The 13,571-nt window shown below is 41.1% G+C and carries 5 protein-coding genes, 1 other RNA gene and 5 pseudogenes; 9 read left to right on the top strand and 2 right to left on the bottom strand.

Features of this window, described 5'->3' with window-relative positions:
• Positions 1-147 precede the first annotated feature (147 nt).
• The gene (locus B5D77_RS03785) at positions 148-1,428 is read left to right on the top strand and encodes an HhoA/HhoB/HtrA family serine endopeptidase (RefSeq protein ID WP_106908312.1); all 1,281 of its coding nucleotides are present in this window, start codon (positions 148-150) and stop codon (positions 1,426-1,428) included.
• Between the two features lie 235 nt (positions 1,429-1,663).
• Here the strand turns inward: B5D77_RS03785 and B5D77_RS03780 are convergent, their stop codons facing one another.
• Positions 1,664-3,343 (bottom strand): DnaJ domain-containing protein, encoded by a 1,680-nt coding sequence (locus tag B5D77_RS03780; protein WP_106908311.1) that lies wholly within the window; start codon positions 3,341-3,343, stop codon positions 1,664-1,666.
• A 910-nt stretch (positions 3,344-4,253) separates the two neighbouring features.
• On the opposite strand from B5D77_RS03780, the gene ssrA reads away from it, so the two are divergent.
• The 8 genes and pseudogenes from ssrA to B5D77_RS03710 all read left to right on the top strand — a co-directional run.
• Positions 4,254-4,644, top strand: a transfer-messenger RNA (tmRNA) gene (gene ssrA / locus B5D77_RS03760).
• 9 nt (positions 4,645-4,653) lie between these two features.
• Positions 4,654-5,388 (top strand): annotated as a pseudogene (locus B5D77_RS03755) (aminotransferase class I/II-fold pyridoxal phosphate-dependent enzyme); the annotation flags it as partial.
• A gap of 92 nt (positions 5,389-5,480) precedes the next feature.
• Entirely contained in the window at positions 5,481-6,497 is a 1,017-nt protein-coding gene (locus B5D77_RS03750; RefSeq protein ID WP_106908309.1) for an IS4 family transposase, read from the top strand.
• A gap of 63 nt (positions 6,498-6,560) precedes the next feature.
• Positions 6,561-7,004, top strand: a pseudogene (locus B5D77_RS03745) (aminotransferase class I/II-fold pyridoxal phosphate-dependent enzyme); the annotation flags it as partial.
• Positions 7,005-7,567: 563 nt separating this feature from the next.
• Positions 7,568-8,173, top strand: a complete 606-nt coding sequence (locus B5D77_RS26910; protein WP_371515148.1) for a glycosyltransferase — start codon at positions 7,568-7,570, stop codon at positions 8,171-8,173.
• Between the two features lie 607 nt (positions 8,174-8,780).
• A pseudogene (locus tag B5D77_RS03720) lies at positions 8,781-9,856 on the top strand (IS4 family transposase); the annotation flags it as partial.
• Between the two features lie 180 nt (positions 9,857-10,036).
• Positions 10,037-11,255: pseudogene (locus tag B5D77_RS03715) on the top strand (ISAs1 family transposase).
• Between the two features lie 20 nt (positions 11,256-11,275).
• Positions 11,276-11,623: pseudogene (locus tag B5D77_RS03710) on the top strand (IS4 family transposase); the annotation flags it as partial.
• 109 nt (positions 11,624-11,732) lie between these two features.
• Here B5D77_RS03710 and modB read toward each other — a convergent pair.
• Positions 11,733-13,571, bottom strand: a complete 1,839-nt coding sequence (gene modB / locus B5D77_RS03705; protein ID WP_106908306.1) for a molybdate ABC transporter permease subunit — start codon at positions 13,569-13,571, stop codon at positions 11,733-11,735.

Raw genomic sequence — 13,571 nt, 5'->3', positions numbered from 1 at the left:
TTCATGTCTGCGTCACAGTAAGTTCATATCCCCCACCTAAATTAGAGATAGTCAGTCCCAAGCCGTTTTCCAAAACACTCCTCTCACACCCACGATTATTAGGACTGACTTTTATTCCCTTCTCAGAATGGTTAAACAATAAAAACTATGACTCGCAATATTTTTAACGATAATATTTCCCCGAGCAACGAAGGCAATCCCAAACGCTCCAAATCTTCTGCAATGAAAAAACTTTTTGCCTATTCCTCCTTACTGGTTTTGGGTGCCGGGTTAGGTATCGGTGCCACCTACGCCTACAGTCAAAATCCTCTAGAATTAGCCCAAAATATTGCCCCGGCTGCCAATAATCCTCGCCCCTCCACAGCAGCCGCAGCCGCTCCCTCGTCTTTGGTTATTCCCACCAATTTTGTCGCTTCTGTGGTGCAAGAAGTGGGGCCGGCGGTGGTGAGAATTAATGCTTCTAGGGAAGTCAATGGAGGCGGTGATTTTTCGGAATTTGCTAACGATCCTGTTTTCCGTCGCTTCTTCGGTTCTCAAATACCAGAACGAGGAGAAAGACAAGTTCAAAGGGGTACAGGTTCCGGGTTTATTATCAGTAATGACGGTAAAATTATCACCAATGCTCACGTTGTCGAGGGAGCAGATAAGGTGACTGTCACCCTCAAAGATGGTCGCACTATTGATGGTAAAGTTTTAGGTAGTGATCCTTTAACTGATGTGGCAGTGGTACAGGTAGAAACGAGCAATTTACCCACGGTTAAATTAGGTAATTCTGATAGTTTACAGGTGGGAGAATGGGCGATCGCTATCGGTAATCCTTTGGGATTAGATAACACTGTCACCACGGGAATTATTAGCGCCAAGGAACGCAATGGCTCCCAAATTGGTGCTAGTGATAAACGGGTGGATTTCCTGCAAACCGATGCGGCAATTAACCCCGGAAATTCCGGCGGACCTTTGTTAAATGCTCGGGGAGAAGTTATCGGAGTTAACACTGCTATCATTCAAAATGCCCAGGGTTTAGGTTTTGCTATTCCGATTAAAACTGCCCAAAGAATCGCTGAACAATTAATCGCCACGGGTAAGGTGGAACATCCCTATCTCGGTGTTCAAATGGTGCAGTTAACCCCAGAGGTAAAAGAACAATTAGCCGATAGTCCCATGGCTGATAATTGGAATGTCCCCGATGATTCTGGTGTCTTGTTAGTGCGGGTGATGAGAGATTCTCCTGCCGCAGCAGCGGGATTGCGATCGGGTGATGTGTTAAAGTCTGTAGGTGGTAAGAATGTCACCGATCCCGATGCGGTTCAGGAAATTGTGGCTAATACTCAAATCGGCGATAATTTACCCGTAGAAATTAGCCGGGAAGGACAAAAAATTAATCTGAATATTCAAGTGGGTAGCTTGAATACTGCTAACAGATCCTAGTCTGGAAAATAAGTGGTAGAAGACCTAAACTTTATAGAGAGCTTGTTACTAAGCTCTCTATATTTCTGGTTTTACTTTTGCCTCTTGAATCGAATAATTATAGCAGTTATCTTAAGGGTGAGGTAAGTAGGTAGGCGTTAAAAATTATCAGATACCCCCCTTATCAAGGGGAAATTAAGGGGGGATTAAGGGAGAATCGAAAGATAGTTAAATACTTGACCCTACGCTGACAATTTTACTGTTGCGAGATGGAAAATAAAAACCGCTCGTAAGCTCGATTAATTTTTTGCATAATTTTAATCGCCATGTCCGAAGAATTGTGATCGGGGTGATACTGACGAGCAAGCTGATAATATCTTTGCTTAACTTCTGAAAAACTGGCATTCTTAGAAATTTCTAAAACCTCGCACCAATCCTCGGAATCGGAGGGCAATATTTCTAATTCTCCTAACATTTCTGACCATATTTTTACCTTATGTCCATAACTACCTGTAATTAAAAATTGACCGTCAGGACTAAATTTTAAGGGAGCAGTTCCCCGTAAAACTTTAATTAATTCTCCTGTTTGTCCTTGCCAAATTTTAATTTCTGTTCGGGAAGCACTAGCAATTAGATGGCGATGAGGATTAATAGCAATACTGATAATTGCCTGCTCGTGTGCCTGCCAACTTTTAATCATTTCTCCTGTCTTTATATCCCAGATTTTAATCACTTTATCACTACCACCACTAATTAGATATTGACCATCATTACTAAAAGCTAAACTGTTAACGGCTGCCCTGTCACCGATAAAAGTTTGATAAGCATAACTATGATCAAATCGCCATAATTTAATAGTTTTATCATCACTACCACTAGCAATAATTTGGCTATCGGGACTAATAGCACAGGTATTAACTGCCTCCTCATGACCGATTAAAGTTCGCTTTAATTCTCCTGTATGATAACCCCAGATTCGCAGAGTTTTGTCATTACTAGCACTAACAATAAATCTTTCATTGGCAGCAAAAGCTAATTGTAAAATTACACCATCGTGGCTATGGGGAGCATTGACACGAGCGAAAAAACTACTTTTATACTGCTTAGTGTCTAATTGCCACTGACTAATTCTGCCATCCAATCCACCAGCAATAATCGATTTACCGTTAGGACTTATAGCCAGAGTTTGGATCGGTTCATTAACTCCCACAAAGGAATAAATTAATTTACCCGTTTCTCGCTGCCAAAGTTTTATGGTTTGATCTTCTCCCGCACTAGCGATAATTTTACCATCAGGACTAACATCGATCGCCCCAATATTTGCCTGATGACCTTTAAGAGTTTGGAAACACTGCCAAGATAAACGCTCTGGAATAGTAATTTCTGTAGAATCTAACTGTTGATTTTCCTGAACAGATACTTCTTCTAACAGTTGCTGTAATTCTGCCTCTAGATTTTCATATTTCCCCGTAACTTCTTGCCAAAATAAAGCTTCTTCGTACTCTCTAGTAATGCGATCAAAAAATTCTAGATTGCTATAAAAATTATTGTTGGAGTAGGTGGGAGATAACATTTTCATCACTCCGTAGATTCCTAACCCGACTAGGCCGCCAGCGATCGCCATGGAACCAGCACCAACAGCGAAAGCTGTACCTTTAACCGCCACTCCCACACCCCCAAAGGTAGAGTAGATACCGATTCCGCCAAGGCTTCCTATTCCCAAAGCTAACCCGACATTGCGATCGTTTGTTTCTAGTCCTTGCAGACTGGCATAAATTGCCGAACTTGTCAGGATGCCAATCCCCGTCATTCCCACTAAACCGACGCTTATACCGCCAAATCCGCCGACTAAGCCGATATTTCCCAGACAAGCAGATAAATTGGCTCCTGTGACTCCACCGATGGCGGGAATAACAAAATCGAGCTTTTTAGCCATATTTTTCCGAAATAATCAAGTTATTCATCGGGTTTCTCCTATAGAGTGTAGCCTAGTTTGGTATCGACGACTGACTCCCCAAAACGGTACTTTTCCCTCCTGCCCCCTGCCGACCGCCTCTTTCAAGTCAGTCCCGATGAAAAAATTTTCACCCCCACAGATGAAAGAGGTTTCCTTCCCTACACCCCACACCCCACACCCCACACCCCACACCCCACACCCTCTTTCCAGTCAGAGGCAATCAGGAAAAATGATAAGTATTTTATATATAAATAACTTCAATACTTAAAAATATTTAAATTTACAATCGGTAATATTTATTTTTACTTAAGAATTTATTGAGAATAATTTTTATTTATTTACGAGGTTGCAATACTTCCAGCGATTCTGGTATAATTTTGCATTATGCTATGATGCCTTTTATTGTAATTTTTAGGGTTTTAATGATCTGGGTTGTCTTAAAACCCTTGCTAAATCTAGACTTTTCCCTTGGGCAAAACCAAACACTTTCGCCAATTATCCCTTTTTTCCCGAACAACGTTGATCTAATTTTTGTGTAGTTTTGTTGCAAAGTCAAATTTTTTTTGACAAAATGCCTAAATTGTGGTATGGAGATAGATTGTTGATAGGTGGCAATTCAAACCGAGGCAATCAATAATTAGGGGAGGGTTAGGGAATTTAACCGAAAATTGGGAAGATTCAGAAGAATTAGCCGAAGAACTGGATAATATCTGGGACGAGAGAACCTGATGGCTTATCTCTTTGATACCGATGCCATTTCAGAAAAATCAGCGATAAAAACCTTTTTTACCGATCTAGCCCGGCTCTAACGCCTGGGAAGGGAAAAATCCTCAATTGAGCCGAAATTAGCTTAATCAAAAAATATGCTATAATCAGAATGTAAGCACAAGGGGCCGTAACGGTTTCGACAGGTTAGCGAAAGCTCCCCCGTGATACAGGTCGAGAGTGAGTCTCCTCTCGTAAATCAAAGGCTCAAACAAAAAGTAAATGCGAACAACATCGTTCCTTTCGCTCGTAAAGCCGCTCCTGTAGCTGCCTAATAGTCTCTAATCGACTCGAGCATTCATAGTTTGACTCCGTTAAGGACTATGGATCAACCCCCAACGGATGCCACGTTTAACTTTCTCTAGTTAGTTAACCGTCTAAGCTTTAACTAGAGCATCCCACTGTCCGGGATAAGTGACAGTCCCCGTTTCGAGGGTAATCGAAACTAAACCTGTGAATGAACGGACAGTCAATACCTAATTTGGACAGCAGTTCGACTCTGCTCGGCTCCATTGATTACTTTAATGAGAAACCTTCTCTCCCGCATGGACGGGGTACAAACACCGATTATTCCCGTGGTCGGTCAATTAATTAAAGCGAACCCCGGCACTATTTCCCTAGGTCAAGGGGTTGTTTCCTATGAACCACCCCGGGAGGCGATCGAATCTCTATCTTTATTCTTAGCTAATCCCAAAAATCATCAATATCAATCTGTGGCGGGAATTCCCCCCTTATTAGCAGTAATTCGGCAAAAACTAGCCGAAGATAATCGGGTAAAAATCAGCGATAAGCAGGCAATTTTTGTGACGGCGGGCAGTAATATGGCCTTTATGAATGCCATTTTAGCCATTACTTCCCCGGGGGATGAAATTATTCTCAACACTCCCTTTTATTTCAATCATGAAATGGCCATAAAAATGGCTAATTGTCAAGTAATTTTGGTTGCCACAGACAAAAATTATCAATTGCGTCCAGCCGCCATTGAAGAGGCAATCACGGAAAAAACTAAGGCAGTGGTGACGATTTCTCCTAATAATCCCACGGGAGTAGTTTATCCAGAAAATACCCTAAGAGAAGTCAATCGCATCTGTCAAAAAAAGGGCATCTATCACATTCACGATGAGGCTTATGAATATTTTACTTATAACCATGCTCGCCACTTTTCTCCGGCGGCAATTGTTGGTAGTGAATCCTGGACTATTTCCCTATTTAGTCTCTCAAAAGCCTACGGTTTTGCCAGTTGGCGCATTGGTTATATGCAGAAGTGTTGAACGTGGAAAAAAGTGGTACAAAATTTGATATTATAGATAAGAAAACAAAGTAAATGTACACCAATAAATGTGAATAAGCCATGCTAACAATTTTCCCAAAACTAATGAAAGAGCTTCTCAAGCCACTCCCCAAAAATGACTATCCCGCATTAAGTACATTTACTTTTGTTTCCTGTTGGATAGGTTTTGCGCTGGATAAAAGTATCGTCAGCATGAGAGACTTAAGCGCACGCCTGAAAATGCAAGGAATTAATGTCAATACGTCAACGTTTTCTAAGGCGAGTAAAATCCGAGAGACAGAACCATTTGAGAAAATCATCAATAAATTAAATAAAAGTTTAGTAAACAAAAAAGGAAAAGAAGCAGCTCAAGCTTTATTTCCAATTGACTCGACAATAATCTCACTGACAAGTAAACTGTTATGGACAAAAGGATGGCATCAAGTGAAATTATTTTGTGGAATAAATAGTATCACCACAGAAGTGGGGGGAATTGTGATCAATTTTGGTCAAGGACATGACTCTAAAGAAGGGGAAAAAACTATAGAAGAAATTCCTGTAAATGGAGTTGGGGTAATGGACAGAGGCTTTTCTTCTAATGAAAGAATCAGAAAATTATTAGAGAAAAAAGACAAGCACTTTGTTTTAAGGGTAAAAAATGATATGAAGCTAGAAATGCTGGAAAATGGTCAGAGCAAGCTAGGAGCAGAAAAAAGAAAAGTAGAGGTAAGAATCGTTGAGTTTTGTGATCTAGAAAGTAAAAGTGAATTTCGGATAGCGACAGACTTACCCTTAGAAGGAGAAGGGGGGGTAAGTAATGAGGAAATTGCCGAAATGTATCGACAAAGATGGCAAATAGAACTTCTTTGGAAGTTCTTAAAAATGCACCTAAAGCTTGACCGTTTAATCACAAAAAACGAGAGAGGAATTCGGATACAAATTTATAGCTGTATCATCGCTTATTTAATTTTGCAGCTAATAGATATTGAAGAAGTATTTGGCAAAAGCTTATTAGATAAATTGCGCTATTTACAGAGTTTTATGTGTCAACATATCAGCTATGTACACTGGTTTAGGAAAATTGTCTATTCAATCTGAAAAATGGCGTTCTGGGGTTGTCATGTTCTTAAATGTAAAGTTTTGTTACGAGATTCAACATTTCTGGGTTATATGGTAGTACCAGAACATTTATCTGAGGCGATTAATAAGATTCAGGATACTATTTTAATCTGTCCGCCAGTGGTTTCACAATACGCGGCACTAGGAGCGTTACAGGTGGGTAAAAGCTATCCTTTAGAACAGTTAAAAACCATCAGTCAAGTTAGAGAAATTTGCCTGAATGCTCTAGAATCAATCGGCGATATCTGTGATGTTGCCACTGCGGAAGGGGCTTTTTATTTCTTCCTGAAAATTACCACAGACAAGAATGATTTTCAGTTAGTTAAAAGTTTAATTGAGCAGCAGCGGGTGGCGGTGTTACCCGGTTCAACTTTTGGGATAACAGAAGGCTGTTATTTGCGTCTTGCCTACGCTGCTTTATCTCCAGAAACAGCTTTAACGGCAGTGGAAAGATTGGTAAAAGGACTGCGTTATTTTAGTCAGTGATTTTCAAGAATAAATACCGGCTTTTTTTCTTGGTTTTTACTTTACCACAACTGATGAAAAACCTTCTCTTGCCCATGGATGGGGTGCAAACACCGATTATTGCTGTGGTCGGTCAATTACTTAAAGCGAAGCCTGGTACTATTTCCCTAGGTCAAGGGATTGTTTCCTAATTATCCACCCTAGGAGGCGATCGAATATATTTCTTTAGACTAGGGGTTTGGCTGGCTGGTTTCCATAATCAGAATTGCTGACCTCTTGAGCTACAATTGACGGCAAAGCGTTTTTGCGCTAAACTATGGGACAAAGAATGCTTTGGCCTTATATAATTACTGCGAACAATCTATTTTTACGCCCCTGACGAAATCAGACAAAAAAATATCAGGGAAGACCAGACTCTATGGACAGGCGATCCTAGCAATTTTACGGCTTGGATAGCCCAAACCTACTTTCATCTTAAACAAGCTGGCTTTCCCTGTGAAATAGCCAGAGAAATCCCAGAGCAAGGAATTTTAATCGCTGACCGAGACACCCTAGATAATGACTATCCCTTCTTGGATAAGGTCATGTTAATTTGTGTCCAAAGCGACAAAGAATATCACCCTTCGGCTCACCTACACATTGTTTATAATCCGTATACTTGGGAGAAGACTAAAGACTCTATTTGGAACCCCCATCTAATTAGTCATTGGCCGATGCCAGGCTTAATTCCCAGAGATAGGGAACGGAACACCCTAGTCGAGAATATTTCTTACATTGGCAACAGGGGTCAGTTGGCAGCGGAATTAAGGTCGGAAGCATGGCCAGAGTCTTTGGATACTCTCAATTGCCATTGGATGCCGATTTGGGATAAATTTCAATGGCACGATTATACTAATCTAGATGTGATTGTAGCCGCCCGTAGTTTTGATTCTCGAAATTATCCTAATAAAGGTTCTATTAAGCTAATTAATGCTTGGCACGCTGGTGTTCCTGCCCTTTTGACTCCAGAGTTAGGCTTTTTAGCAGAAAGAAAGACGGAGTTAGATTTTATTATTATTCACTCTCTAGAGGAAACAATTCAAGCAGTTCGTCGTCTGAAAAGTTCTCCAGAACTTTATCAAAAAATGGTTGAAAACGGTTATAAGAGGGCGAAAGAACACACAATTGGCTCTCCCAGGTTTGGTGGGTAAAATGTATTCTAGGATACAGTCCTGCTGGCGAGTGAGTGGAACGAACCACAAAGACACAAAGGACACAAAGATTGATCGATCATATTGTAAGTTAAACTGATCACACAGAACCTAGAAGAGCCCACAATTGAAACCACTTTAAATCAATGGATATCTTTTTTTGAAGATGTGGCTTTTCCTACCTACGAAAAATGGTCTGCTTTAAGTCAAATTGAAAAAAGATGGTTGTTCAGTCAGCGATATTTAGTTTTCAAATATGGCAGACAGAAACAGAAAATAAACAACCTTGTCAAGTCAAAAGCATAATTCAATTCTCGATCAATTATTTCTCCATAGCCAAAAAGTCAAGTATTTAATACGAGAAAATACAGGATTTAACATTGGTGCATGGGATTATGGTTGGCGACATTTTCCTCCTTATGACTATTATTTAGGGCTTGCTGAAAAAGTTTTTCCTGGGGGCAGGGTGTGGCCCCCCCAACCCCCCCTTATTAACTATCCATTAGTCAGATCTTTCTTAACAAAAAGAGAAGAAACTTAAAAAAAGGGGAAACGATTGATAGGTATAGTTTTGAAAGAAGGAATTAAGGTGGAGGTAAGCAAAAAAATGGAGAAATGGGCAGCCCAAGAATTACAGTATGCAGACCTAGGGGACACCAGAAGAAAGAAAAGGTTAATCAGTATCGTAGAAAACTTGGCCAGCCAACCTAGTACAAGTGTGCCACAAGCTTCGGGAAATCTAGCCGCCGCCAGTGCCACCTACGACTTTTGGAATTCCCCCTATTTTCACCCCTCAGATATAATTGCCGCCCAAGCCAAAAGTACAGTAGAAAGAATCAAAGAACATCCAATAGTTTTGGCAGTTCAAGACACAACAAGTTTAGACTTTACGACGCAAAAAGCCAAAAAAGGAATGGGTTATCTAGATTGTAAAACATCCTTTGGTCTCAAAGTTCATACCACCTTAGGAGTCTCAGCGCAAGGAGTACCTTTAGGACTGATTAATCAATATGTCTGGGCAAGAGAAGAAAAGAATTTAGGGATTGCCAAGCAAAGAAAAAAAAGAGAAACTCAAGAAAAAGAAAGTCAAAGATGGTTAGATTCTTTGTCAGAAACACAACAACAAATACCCGAAGAAATTCAAGTCGTAACAATCGGAGATTCTGAGGCAGACATATTTGATTTATTTGCCCAGTCAAGAAATCCTAACTCTCATTTATTAATTCGAGGAACTCATAACCGAAAAGTTAACTATCTCGAAGACAAGCAAAAGTCAGGGCATCCAGAGACTAAATATTTACATCAATCCATCAGAGAAATAAAAGCCTGTGGTAGCCTAGATGTGCAAGTAAAACGCAATCCTAATCACGAGGCTAGACTAGCTAAACTAACAGTTAGATTTGCCAGTTTTGAAATACAAGTACCTAAGCATCACTCGAAAGCGAACCCTCGTCAACCGGTCAAATTACAGGTAATTTTAGCTGAAGAAGAAAATCCGCCCATAGCGGAGTTAATCCTATTAGTTGGCTCCTCTTAACTAGCCTAGACATTAGTAGCTTTGAATCAGCGATAACCTGTGTGCGCTGGTATAGTTATCGCTGGTTAATAGAACGCTATCATTTTGTTTTAAAAAGTGGTTGTGGATTAGAAAAACTGCAATTAGAAACGGGTCGGAGAATTCAGGGTAAGCTCATCTAATTTGGTATAAATTGTACTTGACAAAGATTTCTGAATAGGGTAATCAAATCGCCATAGCACCGTCCCGCACTGCCAGTACCCAGACTTAGCCGCTGCTACCTCTGTATAATTTATAATTAGCCTTAGTCTCACTGTTGTTGATGAAAATTAATGAGGAAATAGCTCATGGGTAAAGGTTTTGCTCCCGTTCTCCCCACCGGAAATAAAGCTCAACTAAAACCTGAGCTTCCTTTAACATCAATAAATGAAATTCAAGCTAGTTTATTGACTTATCTTCAAGATATTCCTGACCCAAGAGCGTCCCGAACCCAAAAACATTTATTAACTGATATTTTAGTCATTGCTGTTTTAGCAGTTATAGCAGGAGCCAAAGGTTGGGAAGACATGGAAAATTATGGACTCAGTAAGCAGTCTTGGTTATCTGAGTTTTTAGAATTACCTAATGGCATTCCTTCTGATGACACTTTTCGGCGGGTTTTTGAACGGATTAACCCGGAAGTTTTGGACAAAGTTTTGTCTCAATGGCTGCCCCATTTAATCGGTTCTCTTTCGGGGGAAATAGTTCCCATAGACGGGAAAAGTCTCAGAGGTTCTTACGACCGTAATCAAGGAATTAAAGCCTTGCATTTAGTGACGGCTTGGGCGGGGGAGCAGAAATTAGTTTTAGGACAAGTCAAGGTGGAAGATAAATCCAATGAGATTACTGCTATTCCCGCTTTACTAGAACTGTTAGACCTTCAAGGGGCAATTATCACCCTAGATGCTATGGGAACTCAAACGGCGATTATTAATCATATTCAAGCCAAAAAAGCTGACTACGTTGTCGCCCTTAAAGCTAATCATCCGACTCTTTATACTCAGGTCAAAAACTGGTTTGAGCAAGCTCAAGCACATCAATTTGATGGTATTCAATTTAGTTATGATTACCGTCTGGAAAAAGGTCATCATCGCCTCGAAAAACGTTGGTGTTGGGCTGTACCTTTAGAAGCTTTCGGCGGTCTTTATCAACAGGCTCAATGGCAAGGACTTCAAAGTATTATCATGGTTAAACGAGTTCGTCATCTTTGGAATAAAACCACTTGTGAAGTCCAATTTTATCTCAGTTCTCTCCCTGCTGATGCTCAAAAAATAGGTAATGCTATTCGTAAACATTGGGGCATTGAAAATCAGGCTCATTGGATTTTAGATGTTACTTTTAATGAGGATCAATGTCGGATTCGCTCTGGTCACAGCCCTCGTAATGGGAGCCTTCTTGAGACGAGTAGCACTTAACGCTCTTAACCAGGAATCCACTTACCGACGTAGTCTGGCACAAAAAAGTAAACGGGCGGCCATGGATAATAACTATATGATGGCTGTGCTGAAAGCCTTTTGTCAAGCCTAATTGAGATGCTCTTACCCTGTCGGAGAATTGAGATGGCCTTAGCTACCTATTCAATTGTAGCTTGGAGATTACTTTGGTTAACCTATCAAGCACGCTTACACGGAGAGGAGAGTTGTGAAAGTTTTTTGGAAGAACATGAATGGCAATCTTTGTGTGCCACTATTCATAAAAAGAGTCCGCCACCTAAAAAGCCGCCCTCCTTTCGAGAAGCGGTCAGAATGATTGCTTCTCTTGGGGGGTTTTTAGGTAGAAAAGGTGACGGTGAACCAGGTGTTAAAACTATTTGGTTGGGACTGCGAAGGCTACATGATATCAGCCAGACTTGGAAACTATCTCATCAAATTAGTTCCCCCATAGAACCCCCTTGAGCCATCTGGCACACTTTTCTCTTTTTGTCAAATTTTATGTTAAGAAAGATGTGACTAATGGATAGCTTGATAAGGGGGGTGTTTGACAACTTAGCATCAAAATCTCTGTTTATTTTAATAATAATAAACGCTGGGGAGATAAAGTAACAGTCCAAGGCAAAGCTTGCTCCTTAATTTCTAACCATTTATCCTTATATAACTCTGCTTGGATATGAAAATCTCTGTCATGGTTGGAGGGTTGATTAAGTTTCAGATAGAGAGTCACCCGATGGGGTCCTTCAATGGCATTAGCTAACCAACAGGGAAAAGTATTAATATCGCCTAAATCTCGACCAAAAATAATTTGATGGGCGCGAATTCCCGTATAGGCTAAATAGTCGGGAATTCCGGGGACGGTGTGTAATTTAACATCCCAATCAATGGCCTCCAATTGTTGGTTATTAATGATAATAGCACGGGAAAAATTCTTACAGCCAGTAATTTTTGCCAAACTAACGCTATCTGGTCGCTCAAAAATTTTCTGTTTAGAATTATTAGCAATTGCCCGCCCTTTTTCCATAACTAATAAATTCTCACATATTCGATAGGCTTCATCCATATTATGGGTAACAAAAATTGTCACGCCATCGTAATTACTTAAAGTTTTGATCATCTGACGTTCTAATTGAGCGCGTAGATGGGTATCAAGGGCAGAAAAAGGCTCATCTAATAATAAAGCTTCTGGACGAGTAGCTAAAGCGCGAGCGATGGCGACTCGTTGCTGTTGTCCCCCCGATAATTGATGGGGATAACGGTTTTCCATGCCGGGTAACTGCACTAATTCCAATTGGTTGGCAATCTGCTGTTTAATAACTTTTTTAGATAAGTTTTTCGAGAGACCAAAAGCGATATTTTCTGCCACGGTGAGATGGGGAAAAAGGGCATAATTCTGCACCACAAAACCGATACGACGCTGACGACTGGGGAGATTAATTCCCTTTTCCGAATCGAAGAGAATGCGCCCATTTAAGACAATACGGCCCCTTGAGGGCGTTTCCACACCAGCCAGCGATCGCAAAATCAGGCTTTTTCCCGAACCCGAAGCCCCTAATAGTCCTAATGGCTGATTTTGGCAGTTAAAAGTGACCGAGAGGTTAAAACCGGGTAAATATTTCTCTATATCAACAAATAAGCCTACTTTATCCCTATAATGCTGATTTTCAGCTGCTAAAAGGGCAAAATCGCGACCCTCCCAGGGTGGCAGCCAGTCCTCCATCTCGTTAGGTTTGCTTTCTCCCAGTCGTCCTAATTGCTGTTTGCGTTGACTTTGCCAGAGATTAACGGCGATAATCCCCGATAGGGAGATTAACATGATAATAAACACCCATATCCAAGCCTCAGTCATCGCTCCTGCTTCCACAGCGAAGAAAATCGCCATCGGGATAGTTTGAGTTTGCCCCGGAATATTACCGGCTAACATCAAAGTCGCCCCAAATTCCCCCAAAGCGCGGGCAAAAGCTAGGGTTAATCCCGCTAATACTCCGGGGAAGGAGAGGGGCAAAAGTAGGCGCCAGAATATTTTCCCTTCCGATGCCCCTAGGGTGCGGGCAACCTGTAAAAGATTGGCATCCACCTGTTCAAAAGCGCCGAGGGTGGTTTTGTACATCAGGGGAAAAGCTACCACCGTCGCGGTGATGATGGCGGCATACCAAGTAAAAACGACGCGAAAGTTAAATAGGTCTAATAACTGTCCTAATGGTCCGTTTTTGCCGAATAGGAGCAGTAAAATGAAGCCTAGCACCGTTGGGGGCAAGATTAAGGGTGCGACGAAAACTGCCTCGATTAGGGATTTCCTCCGTCCACGATAACCTAACATCCAATAAGCGGCGGCAATACCGAGAAAAAAGATGATTATCAGGGCAATGGTGGCGGTTTTCAGGGATATCCATAGGGGGGAAAAGTCGGGCAT

Source organism: Microcystis sp. MC19 (assembly GCF_003019735.1).
Lineage (GTDB): Bacteria > Cyanobacteriota > Cyanobacteriia > Cyanobacteriales > Microcystaceae > Microcystis.
The sequence above is the reverse complement of the archived record's forward strand: the minus strand, read 5'-3'. Positions and strand labels throughout refer to the sequence as shown.

Excerpts from the sequence above, each read along its gene's own strand:
- B5D77_RS03785 (WP_106908312.1), top strand. The coding sequence starts at position 148 with ATGACTCGCAATATTTTTAACGATAATATTTCCCCGAGCAACGAAGGC.
- B5D77_RS03780 (WP_106908311.1), bottom strand. The coding sequence starts at position 3,343 with ATGGCTAAAAAGCTCGATTTTGTTATTCCCGCCATCGGTGGAGTCACA.
- B5D77_RS03750 (WP_106908309.1), top strand. The coding sequence starts at position 5,481 with ATGCTAACAATTTTCCCAAAACTAATGAAAGAGCTTCTCAAGCCACTC.
- B5D77_RS26910 (WP_371515148.1), top strand. The coding sequence starts at position 7,568 with ATGTTAATTTGTGTCCAAAGCGACAAAGAATATCACCCTTCGGCTCAC.
- modB (WP_106908306.1), bottom strand. The coding sequence starts at position 13,571 with ATGCCCGACTTTTCCCCCCTATGGATATCCCTGAAAACCGCCACCATT.